The organism is Paenibacillus sp. FSL K6-2441 (assembly GCF_037964765.1).
Classification (GTDB): domain Bacteria; phylum Bacillota; class Bacilli; order Paenibacillales; family Paenibacillaceae; genus Fontibacillus; species Fontibacillus phoenicis.
On record NZ_CP150174.1, the window covers coordinates 1422975 to 1443001 of the forward strand.

Here is a 20027-nt window from a genome sequence, read left to right on the forward strand (position 1 = left end):
TGCCCAATTCTCCAAACCCCGGTAAACTAAAAAAGTGCATAAAGCCGGTCTGTCCCGAAAATCCGGGAGGACGACGGCCGATTGGGAAGTTAGGAGAAATCAAGCGAAATGAGCACGGAAGCACTTACGATGGAACATGCGCAGCAGCTGCTGCAGAAATATTACGGATATCCCGATTTCCGCGAAGGGCAGCGGAGAATCGTCGAGAGCGTATTGTCCGGCGCGGATACGCTGGGCATTATGCCGACGGGCGGAGGCAAATCGATCTGTTACCAGATCCCGGCTCTGATGTTGCCGGGTCTGACGCTGGTTGTGTCCCCGTTGATCTCGTTGATGAAGGACCAGGTCGATGCGCTCACGGCGATGGGCATCTCCGCCGCCTACATCAACAGCACGCTGTCGGGCAAGGAAGTGAACGACCGCATCCGGGCGGCGCGCCGCGGTGAGCTGAAGCTGCTCTATGTTGCGCCGGAGCGGCTGGAGCTGGACTGGTTCCGCGAGGAAATGAGCGGTCTATCGATCTCCTGCGTCGCCGTCGACGAAGCGCACTGCGTCTCGCAGTGGGGCCATGACTTCCGGACAAGCTATCTGGCGGTCTCCCCGTTTGTGGAATCGCTGCCGCAACGGCCGATCCTCGCAGCCTTTACAGCCACGGCCACGCCGGAGGTCATGGACGACATGGTCCGTCTGCTGCGCCTTGCGAATCCGGCCGTGTTCGTCACCGGCCTCGGTCGGGATAACCTGGCGATGTCGGTGCTGCGCGGTGAGAACAAGCGCGAATTCGTCCTGAATTACGCGACGACCCATGCGCATCAGCCCGGGATCGTCTACGCCGCAACCCGCAAGGAGGTTGACGACCTGTACGAGCGCCTGCGCCGCGCCGGCATCCCTGCCGGCCGCTACCATGCCGGCTTGTCCGACAAGGAGCGGGAGGAGAGCCAGGAGGCTTTTCTCTATGACGACATTCGCGTGATGGTGGCGACCAACGCCTTTGGGATGGGGATCGACAAATCGAACGTCCGTTACGTGATCCACTACAATATGCCGAAGAACATGGAGGCTTATGTTCAGGAAGCGGGCCGGGCTGGCCGGGACGGCGAGCCCAGCGAATGTATCCTGCTGTTTAGTCCGCAGGACATCATGACGCAGAAATTCCTGATCGAGCAAAACCCGCAGGATGGAGAACGCAAACGCAACGAGTACCGCAAGCTGCAGCAGATGGTTGAATATTGCTACCAGACGAGCTGCCTGCGCTGGGCAATGCTGGATTATTTCGGTGAGGCTCACGACCGCACGCCTTGCGGTGTTTGCAGCTCCTGCCGGGACGAACGGGAGCTCGTCGACATGACGCGCGACGCGCAGATCGTCTTCTCCTGTATCCACCGGATGCGGGAGCGGTTTGGCGTCTCGCTGGTCGCTTCGGTGCTCAAAGGTTCGCAGAACAAAAAGGTGCTGCAGTACGGCTTTAATCAGTTGCCTACCTATGGCATGCTGCGCACGCGCACCGAGAAGGAAATTTCTGAACTGATCAATGTGTTTATTGCGGAAGGGTATTTAGCCTTGTCCGAAGGGCAATACCCGGTCGTAAGGCTGCAGCCGTTGGCGGTTGAGGTGCTGAAGAGCCGCCATCAGGTGATGCTCCGTGCGCCGGAGACTGCCGCCGCGTCCTCATCGTCATCTAGCTCGCGGCGCCGCAAGTATGATGAAGGGCCGTCCGCCGTCAACGAGACGGTGTTCGAGCAGCTGCGCTTGATCCGCCGCGATTTGGCCGAGAAGGAGCGGGTGCCTTCCTATATTATTTTCAACGATGCGACGCTGCGCGAGATGAGTGTGGTCTGTCCGACCAGCGAAGCGGATATGCTGAGAATCAAGGGCGTCGGCGAAGTGAAGTACCGTAAGTACGGAAAGCCGTTTCTGGAGTTTTTTCAAAATATGGAGTAGGGTTGTGAGCATGTGAAAGTCATATTGGCAACGCTGAACGCAAAATTTATTCATACCTCGCTGGCGATCCGGCTGCTCAAAGCCTACAGCGGCAACGAGTTTGACATCGATCTGGCCGAATATACGATCAAGGACCCGGTGATGAATATCGTGTCGGATCTGTTTAAGCGGAAGCCGGATGTCATCGGGTTCTCCTGCTATATCTGGAATATCGAAGAGACGATTCGAGTGGTGGCCTTGCTGAAGAAAGTGCTGCCGGAAGTGAAGATTGTACTGGGCGGCCCCGAGGTTAGCTACGACACGAAATACTGGATGGAGCGCATCCCGGAGGTGGATTTTATCGTCATGGGGGACGGTGAGGAGACATTCCACCATTTGCTGCAGGAACTGTCCGGGGAGCAGAAGTTCCACTTCGTGTTTGGCGCGGCCTATCGCAAAGGAGAAGAGGTCGTACTGAATCCGCCTCGGCCAAAATCCGATCTGAACACGCTGCCGTCGCCGCATCGTTTTCCCGAGGATATTCCGAATCTCGGCAAACGGATCGTGTATTTCGAGACCAGCCGCGGTTGCCCGTTCAGCTGCCAGTTTTGCCTCTCAAGTATTGAGGTGGGCGTGCGGTATTACGATATCGAACGGGTGAAGTCGGACATCCTGTACCTCATCGAGCATGGCGCGAAGATCATTAAATTTCTGGACCGCACGTTTAACATTAACCGCAATTACGCGATGGAGATGTTCGAATTTCTGATCAACAACCACCAGGGTTGCGTGTTCCAGTTCGAAATCACGGCGGACATCATGCGGCCGGAGGTGCTGGACTATTTGGCGGAGAACGCGCCGCCCGGCATCTTCCGCTTCGAGATTGGCGTGCAGTCGACAAACGATCCAACCAACGAGCTGGTGAAACGCCGCCAGAACTTTACGAAGCTGACCCGGACCGTCACCAAAATCAAGGAAAGCGGCAAAATCGCCCAGCATCTGGATTTGATCGCCGGATTGCCGGAAGAGGACTATGCCACGTTCCGCAAAACGTTTAACGACGTGTTTGCTTTGCGTCCCGAGGAGCTGCAGCTTGGCTTCCTGAAGATGCTGCGCGGAACCGGGCTGCGGAATGACGCGGAGAAATACAACTACGTGTTCATGGACCATGCGCCTTATGAAATCTTGAGCAATAACGTGCTGCCGTTTGAGGACGTGATCCGACTGAAGCGACTGGAGGACGTGTTGGAGAAGTATTGGAATGCGCACCGCATGGATCACACCGTGGAGTATCTGGTCACTCACGAGTTCGATTCGCCGTTTGACTTCTTCCAGGAGTTTGGCGACTATTGGGAGGAACAAGGCTGGCAGCGGATCGGCCATCAGCTTGAGGATTTGTTCACTCGGCTTCACGCGTTCCTAAGCGGACGCACTTTGAAAGAGCCGGAGGTTGTGCTTGGTTTAATGAAGCTCGACTACCTGCTTGGACACAAGTATAAGCCGCGGAAAATCTGGTGGGAGGACCGGGTGGACAAAGACCGGCGCAGCGCGTATTTCCGTGCGCTCGCAGAAGCCCCTGCTGCTTTGTCAGAGCAATTTGCGGCATACGGCCTGGATGAACGCGAGCTGCAGAAGTATGCGTGCATCGAAGAGCTGCCGTTTGCGCTGGGCGATGTACTGCGAGCGGAAGGGTCAGAAGCGCCAGCAAGCCCGGCGAACGCAGGGGATGAGCCGCAAGGCACGCTGCTTGTTGTCCTCTACCAGCAGGAAGCGGACGAGCGGCCGGTGTATTTCCACGCCCCTTTAAGCGCTTGGTCCCCGGAGCATTGCACCCTGGTCAAGTGAGGAGAGCAATAACGAAAAAGCGAGCCTGCAAACCGGCTTCCTCTTCCCGAGGAGCCGGTTCAGCAGGCTCGCTTTATTTGTTTATTCTGCGTTCGCTGCTTCGGGCGGCAGATGCCACTCCAGCCAATTCAACACATCCGACATCACTTCGTCGCGGTTGATTTCGTTCAGCATTTCATGACGGCCGCCGGGATACAGCCGCACCTCAACGTCCTTGAGGCCCAGCTGATGGTACAGTCCGGCGAGACGCCGGACGCCGGCGCCGTTTTGGCCGACCGGATCGAGGTCGCCGCCAAAGATATAAACCGGCTTATCCTTAGGGATGGAGCGCATCTTCTCCGGGCGGTGAATCTCCTGCAGCAGGCCAAAGAAGCCGTAAAAGAAGCCGGCGCTGCACAAGAAGCCGCAGTGCGGGTCGGCGATGTATTTATCCACCTCGGCCTCGTCCCGGGAGAGCCAGTCGAAGGGCGTCCGCGCCGGGAGGAAGTTACGGTTAAAGCTCCCGAAGGTCACCGCGTTCATCAGCAGGCTGGGATGGGTCTCGCCTTGCAGCAGGCTTTGTAAGCGGGCGAGGCTTCGCCCCAGGCCCAGCAGCCCCCGGGGACCATCTGTTCCCGAGAGAATAAATCCAGTATAAGGCTCCGGGGCTAGGTACATGACCTTCTGCGTCAGAAAGGAGCCCATGCTATGGCCGAGCAGAAACAAGGGGAGATCGGGATGCTCCTGACGGATAATCTTCGTAAGCTGAATCATATCCTTCGCCATGCCGGTAAAGCCTTGTTTGCCCGGCCAGCCTAATTCCTCTGGACTTCCAGCCGTGCGCCCGTGCCCGCGGTGATCGTTCGCGTAGACGATAAAGCCGTGGGCGGTCAGCAACCGGGCCAGGCGCTCATAGCGCTTGGCCGTTTCCGCCATGCCGTGGGCGATTTGCAGCACACCGCGCGGCGGGTCGGCGGAATCAGCGGCGATCCAACGATACACGAAGACCCCATGACTTGTGTCATTGTCGAACGTAAACGTATGCTCTTTCAAGCGTAGCCCTTCTTTCCACGGAATTATGGGAAGACCTCAAGCGAGAAACGCAGGCTGGAAAAATTCGATCCGTTCGCCGTCCGGTCCGTTAAAGAAGAAGAATCGGCTGCCGTTCGGCAGACTGCGGATTTCCGGGTCGAGACCGGATAAGCCTAATTTGGAAATCCGGGCATATTCCTCTTCGATATCACTAGCGGTAAAGGCAATATGATGCACCTTGCCCTCATTCGGCAACTCTTCTCCTTCGGGGAGATTAATCAGCTCGACCTCAACGGATTCCTGGCCCGGAAAGGTTAGGAAAGCCAGACGCAGCGGGTCTCCCACCTCACCGATCGTGGATAACAGCTTCATGCCGATAATCCGTTCATAAAACTCGATGGAATCCTCCAGAGCCGAGACGCGAATTCCAATATGCTCGATTTTGCGAATACCCATACCGATGACCCCCAGTTCAATTCGAATTGGTTGATTTCTTTTCAATCGCGATCAAATACGGGGCAGCCGGCCTTTGCGGCTGCCGGTACAGGATCGCCTGCCCGGCGGAAGCGGGCAGTGCAGCCGCCCAGGCTTCCACCGCCGCCGCTTCGGCGTCGCCGCCGGGATGGCCGGGGTAGAGGACGGCCGTCAAGATCCCGCGCGGCCGCAGCAGGGCCAGAGCGGCCTCCAGGGCGGGCAGCGTGCTGTCCGGCTGCGTGATCAGCGCCGGGTCAGCGCCCTCGGCTGGCAAATAGCCGAGGTTGAACATCACGGCGCCGAGCCGCCCGTGCACGTCCGCGGGCAGCACGGCCGCCATGTCCGCGTGGCTCGCCTGAAGCAAGGTGACGCCGGCGATGGAATCCGCCGGCTCCTTGTCCAGCCGAGCCTTCGTTAGGGCCAGCGCCTGCGGCTGGATATCGAAGGCGAACACTCGCCCCTTCGGACCGCAGGCTTTGGCCAGGAACAGCGTGTCCGCGCCGGTTCCCGCCGTGGCGTCGACGGCCGCGTCGCCGAGCCTCAGCCGTTCGCCGGCCAGTTTATGCGCGAAGCTTAATACGGAGAGGAAGCCCATAAGCGCTCAACGTCCTCTCCAGTATTTGCCCTGCCAGGAATCGCGGCGCTTCAGCTCCGCGTCGATGGCGTTGAGCACTTCCCATTTTTTGAGGCTCCACATCGGTCCGATCAGCAGGTCGCGCGGCGCGTCTCCGGTCAGCCGATGCACGATCATTTCTGGCGGCAGAAACTCAAGCGTGTCCACAATCAGCTTGACGTATTCGTCCTGTTCCAGGAAACGCAGCAATCCTGCTTCGTACTGCTTCACCATCGGCGTCTTGCGCATCAGATGGAGCAGGTGGATCTTAATGCCCTGCACGTCCATGTTCGCCACGGCGCGGCCGGTCTCCAGCATCATTTCATGCGTTTCCTGCGGCAGGCCGTAAATGATATGCGTGCACACCCGGATGCCGCGTGCGCGCAGTTTCTCCACCGCATCGAGGTAGCATTGCGTATCGTGCGCCCGGTTGATCAGCATGGACGTCGACTCATGGATCGTTTGCAAGCCCATTTCGACCCAGAGGTAGGTGCGCTCATTGAGCTCGGCTAAATAATCCACGACATCGTCCGGCAGGCAATCCGGTCTCGTGGCGATGGATAAACCGACGACACCCGGCTGCTCCAGAATCGCTTCGTAATATTCACGAAGCACCTCCACCGGCGCATAAGTATTCGTATAAGCCTGAAAATATCCAATATATTTCGCATGCGGCCACTTCAGATGCTGCCGGTCGCGGATCGTGGCAAACTGCGTTACCAGATCGTCCCGGCGGCTTCCGGCAAAATCGCCCGATCCCCGGGCGCTGCAGAACGTGCAACCGCCCTTTGCGATCGAGCCATCGCGGTTGGGACAAGTGAATCCGGCATCTAGCATCACCTTAAATACCTTGTCTCCGAACTCTTGGCGCATCTCGAAATTCCAGGTATGAAATCTTTTGTCTCCCCACAAAGCAGGAGTGTCCGTCATCAGTGTACTCATTGCGGCTCCTTCATTTTGTCACAAAATATTTTTTGCATATTTATACAACGGCGAAAGCCCCGTCCGTACGCCGCTTCCACTGAATTTATTGTATCAAATTTCACTGGAAAAGGGGAATGCTGCTTGCCTGTTTCCTTGCGGCAGGGTACGGAAATATGTTATTTTGAGAATATCAATTTCGTTGGACCCCAATTCCAAAATATATCGAAAAAGGAATCACTCGTCTCGTCTCCCCGGCGAACGGTTGGTTCCTTTTTCATTGTGCGCTTTACATTTGCAGCAAACTTCGGCACAATATTGCAAGGAATGGATACCAAGAAAGCGGAGGAATAACATGCGTTTACGCGGCAGAAAAGGAATACGGGAGCATTTGGAGGAGCAGCAGGATCTGGTTGTCCTGAATCCCCGGGAATATAAAGGACGCTGGGCGGAGGTGTTCGGCAACGGCCGTCCGATCCACATCGAGCTTGGCATGGGCAAAGGTCAGTTTATCAGCGGCATGAGTGTAAAATATCCAGACGTGAACTTCATCGGCATGGACATGTATGATGAGTTGATTCGCCGGGCGAGCGAGAAGGTGCGCGCGAAATGGGACGAGCAGGGCGGGCTGAAGCCGCAAACCGTTCGTCTGGCGCTGGGGAATATTGAAATGATCGAGGAGTTTTTTGCGCCAGGGGAAGTGGAGCGCATTTATTTGAACTTCAGTGATCCATGGCCGAAGAAGAAGCATTGGCGCCGGCGCTTGACGCACCCGCGGTTTTTGGAGAAATACCGTCATCTCCTGAACGAAAACGGCGAAATTCACTTCAAGACTGACTCCCGCGTGCTGTTTGAATTTTCGCTGAATGCCTTTGCCGCGGTTGGATTGCAGATGAGCGACATTTCGCTTAGCCTGCATGAAGGCGGGATTAATGAGGCCCATGTCATGACGGAATACGAAAGCAAATTCGTAGGACAAGGCATGCCGATCTACCGCTGCGAAGTAATGGTTGGCGAAGCGGCCTTACAACGTTACCATGAGCGGAAGATGGAGATGTTTAAATAGCAAAAAAATCGGAGCAGGATAAATCCTGGCTCCGCTTTTTTGTAAATCGCCTTCCTGATCAGGCTGGTTATTTTCGGATGAAATTCGTATTTCCAAGTAAATCAATGATAGCTTGAGCACTTTGCATCGGCCGGAACCGGGCGATATGGTTCAAGACCTCTTCCCGTTTGCGAACGACTTCATCGTATTGCTCAGTCAAACGTTTGATCCAATCGGTGATATCGTCCAGTGATTTCATGGGCGTTCCCCAACCTTGCTGAGCAAAATAATGTGAATTTTCCTCTTCCTGGCCGGGAAGCGGCTGGTGGAACAGCATCGGGATGCCTTTGGCCAACCCTTCCGAGCAGGTCATGCCGCCCGGCTTGGTAATCAGCAAATCGGACACTTCCATCAGCTTGTCGATTTCCTTCGTGAACCCAAGCAGATGGATGTTGGGATGAATGAAACGGGGGTCCTTTTTCATTTTCTCCAGCGACTTCTCGTTGCTGCCCAGGCAGAAAATGACTTGGATTTGCTCCCGGTAAGAGGCGAGCAGTGCATTGACCGCTTCGTCCTTCATGAAGCCCCAGCCCCCGCCCATGACCAGAACGGTAGGCATATCCTTCAGATGGAATTGCAGGCGGATATCTTCCTTCCGATGGCGCTCCCAGAAATTCGGATGGATCGGGATGCCGGTAATCAGGATTTTATTATTGTCTACGCCCCGTTCCATCAATTTCTTCTGCACCTGGTCGGTGGAAACGAGATAACAATTCACTTCCCGGCTCACCCAAGCACCGTGCACATCATAATCGGTAATGACGGTACAGAGCGGGACGTCCAGCATACCTAGCCGTTTCAGGCGGGAAATAACCGCGCTGGGGATCGGATGGGTGCAGACGATCACGTCGGGATGAAGCTGACGGATAATTTGAATTGTACGCGTATAAAAAATCCGATGAAGAGCCATCGTCGTCAATCGGTTTAAAGATTTTTTGTAGTTGCTGCGATACATCATACGGACAAGCCGAGGCTGCGAGGACACCGTTTTCTTGTAAGCGGTGATGATGATCGGCGCCACCCTAGGGTTCAAAAAACTGCCCAGCTCTAGGACTTTCGTCTGTATGTTTGGCGCAATCTTTCGTAAACTGCTGGAGAGCGCGTAGGCCGCTTGCGTATGACCGGCTCCAAACCCCTCGGATAAAAGTAAGACTCTCTGTTTTTGCACTGGTTTCACCTTATTCCTGCAAGGTTTTCCTACTGTCTACAATATCCCCTTTAAGCCCATAATGCAACCGTTCCAAGCGCTACAGAGGAGCCGATGACCGCTCCTGCCAAGGTGTCTGAAGGGTAATGTAGGCCTAAATAAATACGCGAAACTGCCACGATCAGAGCGATCGGCAACAGCACCAGAATCAAGCTTGGGACCGCGGCCATAAACGGTACCGTTATAGAAAAAATGGCCGTCGTATGCCCGGACGGAAACGAGTGGTCCGTCAGCGGGTTCCGGAACGTATTGGTGCCCGGCAGCGTTAAGTAGGGCCGAAGACGCGGGTAGGTTTTTTTGACGAGTGCTACTGGAAGATGACTGATCGCGAGCGCGACGCAGGATTGCAAGCCGATTTTGCTCCATGGCTGCGGAGCCGCAAGCCAGATGAGCAAGGACGAAAGGATGGTGAACCAAGCTCCCCCTAAATGAGTTAAATGATACAGCCAGAAATTCAGAAAACTGCGGTGCAGGCGGCCGTTGATTCCTACAAAGAGCTGTCGGTCGAGTTGTTGAAGCTTATGGAATAAACGAGTCATAATATCCCTCCGCACGATGGTTGGCCGCGTTCTAGTCCCCGGAAACTGCCTGTCCCGTGGCTGCTCTTTTCAAATAGCATGGCATTTTCAAGTTAGACTAATCATATTTTTATTCTATGGCCTTTTCAAGGACGTTTTTTTGCGCTGCAGGCCGTGCTCTTTTTGACTTTTCGTTCTTCGCCCTTGTACAATGATTCAAATCATAGCAGATCTGTTTAAAAAAATGGTGCAGATTTGTTAACTTTTTGCCAAGTGAGTTCGTCTATGTAATTGTAACGCCAACAAGGTGTCCAGCCGAGCAATAAAAAATTAAAAAAAGAAATAAAAATTGCCAAAAGTGATGAAAATAGGATGTAACCGTACCTGAAAGCAGGTTGCGGGGCCCCCGTATGCCAAAATTCACCGGTCTTCCAGTTTTTTGCGCAACGTAAGGGCCATAGTTGCTTTGACAAACAACGTCAAGTTGTGGAAAATCGTATTTGGTTTGAAAAAAGAGCCGGCAACGAGTCCAAAGAAAGATCTAGAAAGAAAGAGCAAGATAAGAAAGAAAGGGTCATTCACAATCTAAAACTCCGAGAGATAAAGAAAAAAACAATCGGGGTAAAAAGGGGGCAAGAAATCATGTTGGATGTCATCTTGATTTCACTGCAGGTCATTCTGGCAGTGGTTGGGGTGTATCAATTTGGTTTGGCTTTATTTGGCATGTACAGAAAGAAGAACAAGGTGCAATACGAACCGAGCAAATCCTTTGCTGTGCTGGTTGCAGCACATAACGAGGAAAAAGTGGTCGGGGCGTTGATGGAAAATTTGAAACAAATGAACTACCCGAAAGAATTGTACGACGTGTTTGTCATTTGCGATAACTGCAGCGATAATACCGCAAATATCGTTCGCAGCCACGGGATGAACGCTTGCGTGCGGACCAACCCGAACTTGCGGGGGAAAGGCTATGCCATCGAATGGATGCTGAAGCAACTATGGAAGATGCCGCGTCAATACGACGCCGTTGTGATGTTCGATGCCGACAATTTGGTGCATCCGGACTTCCTGCGGGAAATGAATAACGATCTTTGCGCCGGCGCGCGGGTCATCCAAGGCTACATCGATACGAAGAATCCGGAGGATTCCTGGATTACCGCTTCCTACGGGATTTCGTACTGGTATTGTAACCGCCTGTGGCAGCTGTCCCGGACGAACCTGAAGATGGCGAACTTCCTTGGCGGCACAGGAATGTGCTTTGAAACCGAGCTATTGAAAGAAATCGGCTGGGGCGCTACAAGCTTGGTAGAAGACCTTGAATTTACGATGCGTTGCGTTGAACGCGGGGTATATCCGGTGTTTAACTATGACGCGAAGCTGTTCGATGAGAAGCCATTGACGTTTAAAGCGTCGGCGCGCCAACGTCTGCGTTGGATGCAAGGGCACTTCACCGTCGCTCGCCGTTATTTCTTCCCGCTGCTGTGGAAGAGCATCAAGGAGCGGAACATGGTGAAGCTGGACATGGCGCTTTATGGAGCCAACGTGTACATCGTGTTATTGACGTTCCTGCTGACGGCGTTTATCTGGGTCGACCAATCGTTGCTGGAAGGGCCGCATGTTCAAACGTTGTACGGCTACCTGCCGATGTGGGTGTCGTATGTGGCGGTTGTCGCAAACGTGTTTATTTTCTTGATGGCGATGTTCCTGGAGAAGGTCAAATCCAAGAAGGTCTACGCTTACTTGGTCCTGTTCCCGATTTACCTGATCTCCTGGTGGCCAATCACGTTCTACGCGTTCTTCACCCAGAACAACAAGCAATGGAGCCATACGCAGCATACGCGGGTGGTTCGCCTGGAAGAAGTCCAAAGCAACAAGGTGAGTTAAAAATCGATTCGCTCCCAGCTTCATCCAACCTTCTCGGTGCTGAAAAGTCGATTTTTTAACTTTTGATTAAATGTTACAAAGTTTACGAAGCGGGCTCGGCGTCGAATCTTGAATTCAGCCGGGCCCTTTGTTTGCCCAAGTTGGCTTTTCGCGCCTGCTGGGAGAATAGCGGCAAAAAATAGCCTTATTTGCTGCGAAATTGGAGTTTGCGGTAAAATAGCGGAATTTATTTCCCTTATTTTTGCCGGAAGGCGCGAAAACAAGGGATTTTGCTGCGAGTTTGTGGAAATAAGGCCATAAAATGGTCTTAATTTGACCCATTAGAGCGCCTACAGCGAAATAAGGGTAAAAATGTCCTCTATTACTCCGAAAACATCGCCAACCCGCCCATGAATCCGCCCATGTTTAATCCGGTCTCATCAGACATTCGTTTTTTTGCCAACTCCCCTTGACTTGGTAAAATACACATGGTATAGTATTTGAGGTTGCAAGATATTTTTGGATTGCAAGCAGAGGCCCCGGCTTCTCACCTGACCGACGCACGTGTTGGCTGGTTTTGATCCGTTCATTTATGAATGCAATGTTCATGAAGAATTGACGATCAATAAGGGATGCGGGTATTGGGCCTGCATCCTTTTTATGTGTGTGAGTACAGGGTCCAAGTCATTACTAAGACTACTTGGAGGTGGAGGATTATCAGTAAGGAACATTTGATCAATGAAGAGATTCGTGCGAAAGAAGTCCGTCTCGTAGGCGCTGAAGGCGAACAAATCGGCATTAAGCCGCTGCGCGAAGCGCTGCAGATGGCGATGGACCTGAATCTGGATCTGGTGAACGTTGCGCCGACTGCCAAGCCGCCGGTATGCCGGATTATGGACTATGGCAAGTTCCGTTACGAGCAGCAGAAGAAAGAGAAGGAAGCCCGCAAGAATCAGAAAATTGTGGACATCAAGGAAGTGTGGTTCCGCGCGAACATCGAGGAACACGATTTCCAAACGAAACTTCGCAATGTGATCAAATTTTTGAAAGATGGCGACAAGGTAAAATGCTCGGTTCGCTTCCGCGGACGGGAAATTACCCATGCCGACATCGGGAAGAAAATTCTCGACCGCGTCAAAGATGAGGTTGCGGAAATCTCGAACGTTGAACGAGTTCCGAAGCTGGAAGGACGCAGTATGATCATGATCCTGGCACCGAAAAACTAATCGTTTGTTTTCTATATATGATCGTTCCAACAGCGGAATGACCTGAAAGAGAAAACGGGCGTCACAAACTTTGAGGGGGAAGTACAATGCCTAAAATGAAAACCCACAGCAGTCTGAAAGACCGCTTCAAAATTACCGGATCCGGTAAAGTTAGACGTTACAAAGCGAACCGCAATCACTTGCTGTCCCATAAGTCCAAACGTGCAAAACGTGTTTTGGCCAACAGCCCTGTTGCATACGCAGGTGACGTTCGCCGCATGAAGCAGCAACTGGCGAACTTGAAGTAATTTTCGAAGGAACAATTTACACAACTTATTGGGAGGTTTTTTAAATGGCAAGAGTAAAAGGCGGATTCGTCGTTCGTCGTCGTCATAAAAAAGTATTGAAACTGGCTAAAGGTTATTTTGGTTCGAAACACCGCATTTTCAAAACTGCGAACGAGCAAGTGATGAAATCCTTGCTGTACGCTTACCGTGACCGCCGCGCGAAAAAACGCGACTTCCGCAAACTGTGGATCGTCCGTATTAATGCCGCAGCTCGCATGAACGGTTTGTCCTACAGCAAATTGATGCATGGCTTGAAGCTCGCTGACGTGAACATCAACCGCAAAATGCTGGCTGATCTCGCAGTTAACGACCTGAATGCCTTCAATTCTTTGGCAGCTGTCGCTAAAGAAAAAATCAACGCTTAAAATTCAAACGATTAAGGCGCTGTTTCCGGATCCTTCCGGGACGGCGCTTTTTTTGGGGAATAGAGCGGTCCGAGGACGATTACATAGGCAGGAGCAGAAGCGTGAATGACCGCATGGGTATGGTCGCAAAGCTGAATTTGAATGTGCTTTTTGCTGGAAATTCATGGAACGACCCCCCGGATGAGCTTATGCGTTTGGAACAGAAGATCTTAAGTGCATGGTATGGAATTGTTGAAAATATGGAATGCTGTATAAGAACCGCACGACACGTCCGTCGATCCTTACAAACCTGGGAAAACACCAATGTTTGCGCGTGAATTAGGTCTGAATGTTCGGAAATAGCGTGGTTAGCCGGATAATCTCACATGATGCGAACATTGGATGATAAATTTGTCGAAAGTAAGCGTTTTATCAAAGGTAAAGGCGAAAATTATTTAACCCAAGGTTATTAAAAGTATGGATTTTAGTATATTTTACAGGTATAATCTGTCTGTGTGGTCAACTTAGATTAGACTCACAAAATTTTAAGGGGGATTAACCGCAATGAACAAAGCCTTCAAACTTTCTTTACTCTTGGTGCTCGCATTTACTCTGATTTTGGCGGGATGCGGTAACAACAATGCAGCAAACAACGGCGGAACAACCAATACGGGGAATGCTGGAAATACAGCAGACAACACGCAAGCAGGCAACGGCGGAACGGCAACCGATGCATCGAAGTTTAAAATCGGTCTCGTTACTGACGTAGGCGGCGTAAACGACAAATCCTTCAACCAATCGGCATGGGAAGCGCTCGAAGCGCTGCATGAGGAGCTAGGCATTCAAAACAAATATCTGCAAAGTGCTCAAAGCTCCGATTATGTTCCAAACTTGAACCAATTCGTACAAGGCGGCTATGACTTGACTTGGTCGATCGGCTTTGACCTTGGCGATGCGACATTACAAGTTGCTCAAGCGAATCCAAACGCAAAAATGGCAATCATCGACAACGTGGTTGATGCTCCTAACGTAGAGTCCGTAACATTTGCCGAAAACGAAGGTTCCTTCTTGGTTGGCGTTGTTGCTGGTCTGACCACGAAAACAAACAAAATCGGCTTTATCGGCGGGATGGAAAGCCCGGTTATCAAACGCTTCGAAGTTGGTTTCCAAGCGGGTGTAGCTGCGGTTAACCCAGATGCAAAAGTAACGGTTACTTATGCAGGTGCATATGACAAACCGGACGTAGGTAAATCCTTGGCAAGCCAATTGTTTAACGATGGCGCAGACATCATCTTCCCGGCTGCAGGTCAAACGGGGAACGGCGTATTTAACGAAGCAGCTGCTCGTAACCAAGCCGGCGGTGCTAACAAATTGTGGGTTATCGGCGTAGACAAAGACCAATCGCTGGAATTCGGTGACGAAGTAACCCTGACTTCCATGATGAAACGCGTTGACGTTGCTGTTAAGAACGTAACTCAACAAGTCATCGACGGTAGCTTCAAAGGCGGTCAAGTCACGAACTTGACGCTGAAAGAAGACGGCGTAGGTTTGCCGGAAGAGAATCCGAACCTGAGTCAAGAAATCTTGGACAAAGTCGAAGAATTCAAACAAAAAATCGTCAATGGCGAAATTACGGTTCCTGCTGAGTAATCAGCAAGCGCAAGACATTTACGTCCGTATGGACAGTGGAATATAATTAAGTCATTCAAGCGAGCAAGGCCAGTGGATCTACTGGCCTTGTTGCTTGCGTTAATCCCATAATGGTGAGGGTGGTTTCATGAGCGCTGAAGCTCCCGTAGTCGAGTTGAAGCAAATCACAAAACGGTTTCCCGGTATCGTCGCGAACGATTCCATCAGCCTAACCTTACGCAAGGGCGAGATTCACGCCTTGCTAGGCGAGAACGGCGCGGGTAAATCAACGTTGATGAACATTTTATTTGGTCTGTATCAGCCGGATGAAGGCACAATCGAAATGAATGGCCAGCCGGTGACAATCGACAATCCCAACAAGGCGATTAAACTAGGCATTGGGATGGTGCACCAGCATTTTAAACTAGTTCATCCTTTTACGGTGACCGAGAACATCATTCTTGGCATGGAACCGAAAAAGGGACTTAATATCGACTATAAATCGGCGACCGCCCAAGTGGCGAAACTGTCGGAGCAGTACGGCCTGCAAGTTGATCCCAACGCGAAAATCCACGATATTTCCGTAGGGATGCAGCAACGGGTCGAGATCTTGAAAATTCTGTTCCGCGGCGCAGATATTCTTATATTTGACGAACCTACCGCTGTTCTGACTCCTCAGGAAATCGAAGAACTGATGGCGATTATGAGACGGCTGGTGGCAGAAGGCAAGTCCATCATCTTGATCACGCACAAACTGAAGGAAATCATGGAGATTTCCAACCGAGTTACGATTATTAGACGGGGCAAAGTGATCGATACCGTCGAAACAGCAAAGACGAATCCACAAGAACTGGCCGAGAAGATGGTGGGCCGCGGCGTGACCTTTAAGGTTGATAAAAAAGAACCGCAGATTGGCGAGCCTGTCCTGCAGCTGAGAGATTTGAAAGCGAAGGACAAGCAGGGGATTCAGATCCTGAACGGGCTGAACCTGGATGTGCGTGCCGGGGAAATCGTCGGCATTGCCGGGGTTGACGGCAACGGACAGAGCGAATTGATTGAGGCGATCACTGGATTGCGTAAAATTGATTCCGGCTCCATCAAGCTGTCGGGCAAGGAAATTGCCAACCTTCCGGCGCGCAAGATTATCGAAAGCGGGTTGTCCCATATCCCAGAGGATCGTCATAAGCACGGCTTGGTGCTGGACTTTTCCATCAGCGAAAACATGATCCTTGAGACCTATTACAAAGCACCTTACAGCAAGGGCGGTATCCTAAATCGGCGGGCGATCGACGAGCATGCCAAGCAATTGGTTGAAGCGTTTGACGTGCGTACGCCAAGCATAGAGACGAAAGCGCGCTCCCTGTCCGGGGGGAACCAGCAGAAGGCGATTATTGCGCGGGAAATAGACAAGAATCCAGATCTGCTGATTGCTGCTCAACCGACACGGGGACTGGATGTCGGAGCGATCGAATTTGTTCATAAACAGCTGATTGAGCAGCGGGATCAAGGCAAAGCGGTGTTGCTGATCTCCTTCGAGCTGGATGAAATCATGAACGTGTCCGATCGGATTGCCGTCATCTATGAAGGCCGGATCGTCGGGGAAGTGCTTCCGCACGAAACCAACGATCAGGAGCTGGGTCTCATGATGGCGGGAAGCCTGGAACGGGGAGGTCAAAGCGTTGGATAAGTTGCGAAAAATATTTACGCTAGATAGCATTATTCTTCCGATTGTAGCCATTGTGCTTGGCTTATTGGTCGGCGCGGTGGTTATGCTGGTCGGCGGATACAATCCGTTAGTAGCTTATGGTGCCTTGGTGCAGCGGGTCGTAGGGAATCCGTACGATTTCGGCGAAACCATCCGTCAAATCACGCCGTTGATGTTCACGGGGTTAGCGGTCGCTTTCGCCTTCCGCTCCGGGATGTTTAACATCGGTGCGGATGGACAAGTCTTGATCGGCATGACGGTGGCGACAGCGGTATCGCTGTCCTTCAAGGGATTGCCATCGGCCATCCTGGTGCCTTTAGCAGTTATTGCCGGGGGAATTGGCGGCGGACTTTGGGCTGCCATTGCGGGATACCTGAAGGCCAAACGGGGCATCAATGAAGTTATCACCACGATCATGTTGAACTGGACGGCGCTGTATCTTTCCAACTACATCATTCGTAATTTTTACCTGCTTAAGGGCCAAAACCGTTCGGAGAACATCGATGCGTCCGCTTCGATGACGTTCTTAAACGATGTGTTTAATAACGCACGGGTCCATTGGGGAACGGTAATTGCTTTGCTGACAGCCGTATTCTTCTTTGTGTACCTCTGGAAAACGAAGCAAGGCTATGAAATGCGCTCCGTGGGTCTGAACCCAAATGCGGCGGAATACGCCGGGATGAACGTCGGCCGCAACATCGTGAAAGCGATGTTCATCAGCGGTGTGTTTGCGGGTCTGGCCGGCACGTTTGAGGTGCTTGGCGTGTTTCATTATCAATCGGTGTTCGCCGCGTCTCCGGGATACGGGTTTGACGGTATCGCCGTGGCGTTGCTGGGCATGAACCATCCGTTTGGCGTGGTGCTTGGTTCGATCCTGTACGGCGTATTGACGTACGGCTCGGCCGGGATGAGCTTTAGCGCCGGTGTACCGCCGGAACTGATCAAGATCGTAATCGGTTCGATCATATTCTTTATTGCCGCTCAAGGCATTGTAAGAATCGTGCTGAAGCCGTTTTACCTGAAGCGCAAGAAAGAGAAGGTGTCGTAAGATGGACGTACTTACACTGCTTGGTCAATTGCTGAACTCCACCCTTGTCTTTTCCACGGCGTTGATATTTACGGCGCTTGGCGGTATCTTTTCCGAGCGTTCCGGCGTCGTTAACATCGGCTTGGAGGGTTTGATGATATTCGGTGCGTTTGCGGCTGGCGTAGGGACCTACTATGCCCAAGAAGCAGGGATGGGCAGCTTCTCGCCGTGGGTTGGCGTGATTGCGGCGATGGTAGCGGGAGCGCTCGGCGCGCTGATTCATGCCATTGCTACGATTACGTTTAAAGCGGATCAGACGATCAGCGGGATCGTAATCAACTTCCTGGCAGCGGGCTTGACCGTGTACATCGTCAAATTGATTTTCGACGGAGCCGCTGAAACTCCGCTGGTTACCGTGTTCCATAAGGTTCCAATCCCGATTCTGCGCGATATCCCGATCATCGGGGAAGGCTTCTTTAACTCGTACCCAACGACGTATCTGGTGTTAATCCTCGTCGTGGTCATTTACTTCGTGCTGTTTAAAACGCCGTTTGGACTGCGCCTGCGTTCTGTCGGCGAACATCCAAGTGCGGCGGACACGCTGGGCGTTAACGTGACCAAAATGCGTTATATCGGGGTGCTGCTCAGCGGTGTCCTCGGAGGGATCGGCGGCGCTACGATTACGCTGACGACAACCAGTACGTTTGCCCATAATACGATCTCCGGCCAAGGCTTTATTGCGATTGCGGCCATGATCTTCGGTAAATGGAACCCGCTGGGCGCCTTTGGTGCGGCGATGTTCTTTGGCTTCTCGCAGGCGATCCGCAACTACGTGCAGTTGTTCGATTGGTCGAGAAGTATTCCGCAGGAATTTATCTTTATGATCCCTTACGTGCTGACGATTATCGTCCTCGTTGGTGCGGTGGGTCGATCCTCGGCGCCGGCGGCGCTTGGTACGCCATACGATCCGGGGAAACGTTAAGCTTCAAGTTGAAAGGATGCTACCATTGGTCAGCATCCTTTTTTTGCCCTTCTGGAGTTAGAAGCCCGTTTGTCAGCGGTCAAGGCGATGGTGTATGCCAGGGTGGAGACAGGCGCATATGCTAAGGGTGTACACAAAATAGCCGAGTCAAACGGTTCGGCCAGAGCGGTTTTCACGGCTATAGGATCTAACCTGACAGGAGGAATTCGGATGGGCAGAACGGTTACGAGAAAAGAAGCCGAGAAATGGCTGGGCAAGCAGATCGCGGCTTATAAAAAAGACGGCACGGTGGTTACAGGGAAGCTGGTGAAAATTAGCGGCAATCGCTTGATCCTCCGCCAAGCTCCCGGCAAAAAAGTCAAAACCAAAGCGTTAATCCCGCTTGTATTGTTTGATCTCTTAGCGATCGGCACCGCTCCATACGCCTTTGGCGGTTATTCGTACGGGGGGTATCCGTATGGCGGAGGCGTACCGTACGGCGGTTATCCTTCCCCGTATTTCTGGTAAGCTGGCTTAATTGCGGCTGGGCAGTCTTTTTTCCAGCTCATAACATTGGGACAACGGGATGTAACGCTGAGTCCGATATCCCAATTTGCGGTAAAAGAGGTGGGCTCGGGTGTTATCCCGGTCCACCATTACTTTTGCCCGTTGACATCCCCGGGAGACCGCGAAGTTTTCCGCATGGGCCATTAACGTTTTGCCATGACGCTGCCGTTGGTGTTCCGTTGCCACCGCCATCATATCGATATATAACAGGTCGCCGTAAATAAGAAAATGGATGAAAGCGACGGGATCCGCTTCGTAGGTTGGTGACGCAATCAGCGATACGCCGCGTGACAGCCGCACTGGGAGATCCTTAAAGACCGCTTCAATGTCCTGAGGAGGCATATGGGTGAAGGGGACAAGCTCCCTGCGGATGAGATCGTAGATGACGGGATCGTCCTGTTTCGGCCTTCTGTAACGAATCATACGCGAATCTCCTCCTAACCGTGCATAAGATTGGGCGCTATCTTTTATCATATGAGGGAGAGGAGGGAAAGGGTTCCTGTTGGAAACTTTAATTGTTTAGGGTATTGACGTGCGGTGTCATCTAATCATATAATGTTCCTAAACATTTGAAGCATATCTTGCAAACGGCAATGATGAGGACGAAGCTTTAAGGGCTCTTTGCTCAGAGAGTGGATGGATTTGCTGAGACCACCACCAAAATCCCTTAACTGCGAGCTCACCTCGGAGCTGTTTCCCTGAAAAGCTGCAAGCCATCCGCGGTGGCGCTTGCGACAAAGGCTTAGTAGGGGGAATCGTCTGGTC

General features: G+C 52.4%; 19 protein-coding genes. 12 read left to right on the top strand and 7 right to left on the bottom strand.

Annotated elements, in window-relative coordinates; all coding sequences use genetic code 11:
* Window positions 1-108 precede the first annotated feature (108 nt).
* Together recQ and NSQ80_RS06160 are read left to right on the top strand one after the other, a co-directional pair.
* Complete coding sequence (gene recQ / locus NSQ80_RS06155; protein ID WP_009226108.1) at window positions 109-1941, top strand: DNA helicase RecQ; 1833 nt, start codon at window positions 109-111, stop codon at window positions 1939-1941.
* Between the two features lie 12 nt (window positions 1942-1953).
* Entirely contained in the window at window positions 1954-3765 is a 1812-nt protein-coding gene (locus NSQ80_RS06160) for a B12-binding domain-containing radical SAM protein (protein ID WP_339301797.1), read from the top strand.
* An 81-nt stretch (window positions 3766-3846) separates the two neighbouring features.
* Here NSQ80_RS06160 and NSQ80_RS06165 read toward each other — a convergent pair whose 3' ends face one another.
* The 4 genes from NSQ80_RS06165 to NSQ80_RS06180 are packed head-to-tail and all read right to left on the bottom strand — an operon-like array spanning window position 3847 to window position 6805.
* Window positions 3847-4797, bottom strand: a complete 951-nt coding sequence (locus NSQ80_RS06165) for an alpha/beta hydrolase (protein WP_260069814.1) — start codon at window positions 4795-4797, stop codon at window positions 3847-3849.
* 36 nt (window positions 4798-4833) lie between these two features.
* Complete coding sequence (locus tag NSQ80_RS06170) at window positions 4834-5232, bottom strand: VOC family protein (protein ID WP_260069813.1); 399 nt, start codon at window positions 5230-5232, stop codon at window positions 4834-4836.
* Between the two features lie 16 nt (window positions 5233-5248).
* Complete coding sequence (locus tag NSQ80_RS06175) at window positions 5249-5845, bottom strand: class I SAM-dependent methyltransferase (RefSeq protein ID WP_323076088.1); 597 nt, start codon at window positions 5843-5845, stop codon at window positions 5249-5251.
* A gap of 6 nt (window positions 5846-5851) precedes the next feature.
* On the bottom strand, window positions 5852-6805 hold the full coding sequence (locus NSQ80_RS06180) for a TIGR01212 family radical SAM protein (protein ID WP_339301800.1): 954 nt from the start codon (window positions 6803-6805) through the stop codon (window positions 5852-5854).
* Between the two features lie 334 nt (window positions 6806-7139).
* Here NSQ80_RS06180 and trmB point away from each other — a divergent pair, with 334 nt between their 5' ends.
* Window positions 7140-7850, top strand: coding sequence for a tRNA (guanosine(46)-N7)-methyltransferase TrmB (gene trmB, locus NSQ80_RS06185; RefSeq protein ID WP_009226115.1), 711 nt, complete (start codon window positions 7140-7142; stop codon window positions 7848-7850).
* 67 nt (window positions 7851-7917) lie between these two features.
* Here the strand turns inward: trmB and NSQ80_RS06190 are convergent, their stop codons facing one another.
* Both NSQ80_RS06190 and NSQ80_RS06195 read right to left on the bottom strand, forming a co-directional pair.
* Window positions 7918-9057: a glycosyltransferase gene (locus tag NSQ80_RS06190; protein ID WP_260069810.1), complete on the bottom strand. Its 1140-nt coding sequence runs from the start codon at window positions 9055-9057 to the stop codon at window positions 7918-7920.
* A 50-nt stretch (window positions 9058-9107) separates the two neighbouring features.
* Window positions 9108-9635 carry a phosphatase PAP2 family protein gene (locus NSQ80_RS06195; RefSeq protein ID WP_036645980.1) on the bottom strand — a complete coding sequence of 176 codons (528 nt, stop codon included), beginning with the start codon at window positions 9633-9635 and terminating at the stop codon, window positions 9108-9110.
* A gap of 621 nt (window positions 9636-10256) precedes the next feature.
* Here NSQ80_RS06195 and NSQ80_RS06200 point away from each other — a divergent pair.
* From NSQ80_RS06200 to NSQ80_RS06240, 9 genes are all read left to right on the top strand, one after another.
* Window positions 10257-11498 carry a glycosyltransferase family 2 protein gene (locus NSQ80_RS06200; protein ID WP_323076090.1) on the top strand — a complete coding sequence of 414 codons (1242 nt, stop codon included), beginning with the start codon at window positions 10257-10259 and terminating at the stop codon, window positions 11496-11498.
* A gap of 710 nt (window positions 11499-12208) precedes the next feature.
* Window positions 12209-12703: a translation initiation factor IF-3 gene (gene infC, locus NSQ80_RS06205; RefSeq protein WP_009226729.1), complete on the top strand. Its 495-nt coding sequence runs from the start codon at window positions 12209-12211 to the stop codon at window positions 12701-12703.
* An 86-nt stretch (window positions 12704-12789) separates the two neighbouring features.
* The gene (gene rpmI, locus NSQ80_RS06210; protein WP_127576616.1) at window positions 12790-12990 is read left to right on the top strand and encodes a 50S ribosomal protein L35; all 201 of its coding nucleotides are present in this window, start codon (window positions 12790-12792) and stop codon (window positions 12988-12990) included.
* A 44-nt stretch (window positions 12991-13034) separates the two neighbouring features.
* Complete coding sequence (gene rplT / locus NSQ80_RS06215) at window positions 13035-13394, top strand: 50S ribosomal protein L20 (protein WP_009226727.1); 360 nt, start codon at window positions 13035-13037, stop codon at window positions 13392-13394.
* Between the two features lie 543 nt (window positions 13395-13937).
* A complete protein-coding gene (locus tag NSQ80_RS06220; RefSeq protein ID WP_127576615.1) occupies window positions 13938-15023 on the top strand; it encodes a BMP family ABC transporter substrate-binding protein in 1086 nt (361 codons plus the stop codon).
* 127 nt (window positions 15024-15150) lie between these two features.
* The gene (locus NSQ80_RS06225; RefSeq protein WP_127576614.1) at window positions 15151-16689 is read left to right on the top strand and encodes an ABC transporter ATP-binding protein; all 1539 of its coding nucleotides are present in this window, start codon (window positions 15151-15153) and stop codon (window positions 16687-16689) included.
* Window positions 16682-17755 (top strand): ABC transporter permease, encoded by a 1074-nt coding sequence (locus tag NSQ80_RS06230; protein ID WP_127576613.1) that lies wholly within the window; start codon window positions 16682-16684, stop codon window positions 17753-17755. The genes NSQ80_RS06225 and NSQ80_RS06230 overlap by 8 nt, the downstream gene beginning before the upstream one ends.
* A gap of 1 nt (window position 17756) precedes the next feature.
* Window positions 17757-18716 (top strand): ABC transporter permease, encoded by a 960-nt coding sequence (locus NSQ80_RS06235; protein ID WP_339301809.1) that lies wholly within the window; start codon window positions 17757-17759, stop codon window positions 18714-18716.
* Between the two features lie 210 nt (window positions 18717-18926).
* Window positions 18927-19223 carry a hypothetical protein gene (locus NSQ80_RS06240; protein ID WP_009226722.1) on the top strand — a complete coding sequence of 99 codons (297 nt, stop codon included), beginning with the start codon at window positions 18927-18929 and terminating at the stop codon, window positions 19221-19223.
* 6 nt (window positions 19224-19229) lie between these two features.
* Here NSQ80_RS06240 and NSQ80_RS06245 read toward each other — a convergent pair whose 3' ends face one another.
* Entirely contained in the window at window positions 19230-19685 is a 456-nt protein-coding gene (locus tag NSQ80_RS06245; RefSeq protein WP_323076096.1) for a GNAT family N-acetyltransferase, read from the bottom strand.
* Window positions 19686-20027: the final 342 nt, after the last annotated feature.

Excerpts from the sequence above, each read along its gene's own strand:
- NSQ80_RS06240 (WP_009226722.1), top strand. The coding sequence starts at position 18,927 with ATGGGCAGAACGGTTACGAGAAAAGAAGCCGAGAAATGGCTGGGCAAG.
- rplT (WP_009226727.1), top strand. The coding sequence starts at position 13,035 with ATGGCAAGAGTAAAAGGCGGATTCGTCGTTCGTCGTCGTCATAAAAAA.
- NSQ80_RS06245 (WP_323076096.1), bottom strand. The coding sequence starts at position 19,685 with ATGATTCGTTACAGAAGGCCGAAACAGGACGATCCCGTCATCTACGAT.
- NSQ80_RS06195 (WP_036645980.1), bottom strand. The coding sequence starts at position 9,635 with ATGACTCGTTTATTCCATAAGCTTCAACAACTCGACCGACAGCTCTTT.
- NSQ80_RS06220 (WP_127576615.1), top strand. The coding sequence starts at position 13,938 with ATGAACAAAGCCTTCAAACTTTCTTTACTCTTGGTGCTCGCATTTACT.
- trmB (WP_009226115.1), top strand. The coding sequence starts at position 7,140 with ATGCGTTTACGCGGCAGAAAAGGAATACGGGAGCATTTGGAGGAGCAG.
- NSQ80_RS06235 (WP_339301809.1), top strand. The coding sequence starts at position 17,757 with ATGGACGTACTTACACTGCTTGGTCAATTGCTGAACTCCACCCTTGTC.
- rpmI (WP_127576616.1), top strand. The coding sequence starts at position 12,790 with ATGCCTAAAATGAAAACCCACAGCAGTCTGAAAGACCGCTTCAAAATT.
- NSQ80_RS06175 (WP_323076088.1), bottom strand. The coding sequence starts at position 5,845 with ATGGGCTTCCTCTCCGTATTAAGCTTCGCGCATAAACTGGCCGGCGAA.
- NSQ80_RS06225 (WP_127576614.1), top strand. The coding sequence starts at position 15,151 with ATGAGCGCTGAAGCTCCCGTAGTCGAGTTGAAGCAAATCACAAAACGG.
- recQ (WP_009226108.1), top strand. The coding sequence starts at position 109 with ATGAGCACGGAAGCACTTACGATGGAACATGCGCAGCAGCTGCTGCAG.
- NSQ80_RS06200 (WP_323076090.1), top strand. The coding sequence starts at position 10,257 with ATGTTGGATGTCATCTTGATTTCACTGCAGGTCATTCTGGCAGTGGTT.
- NSQ80_RS06170 (WP_260069813.1), bottom strand. The coding sequence starts at position 5,232 with ATGGGTATTCGCAAAATCGAGCATATTGGAATTCGCGTCTCGGCTCTG.
- NSQ80_RS06180 (WP_339301800.1), bottom strand. The coding sequence starts at position 6,805 with ATGAGTACACTGATGACGGACACTCCTGCTTTGTGGGGAGACAAAAGA.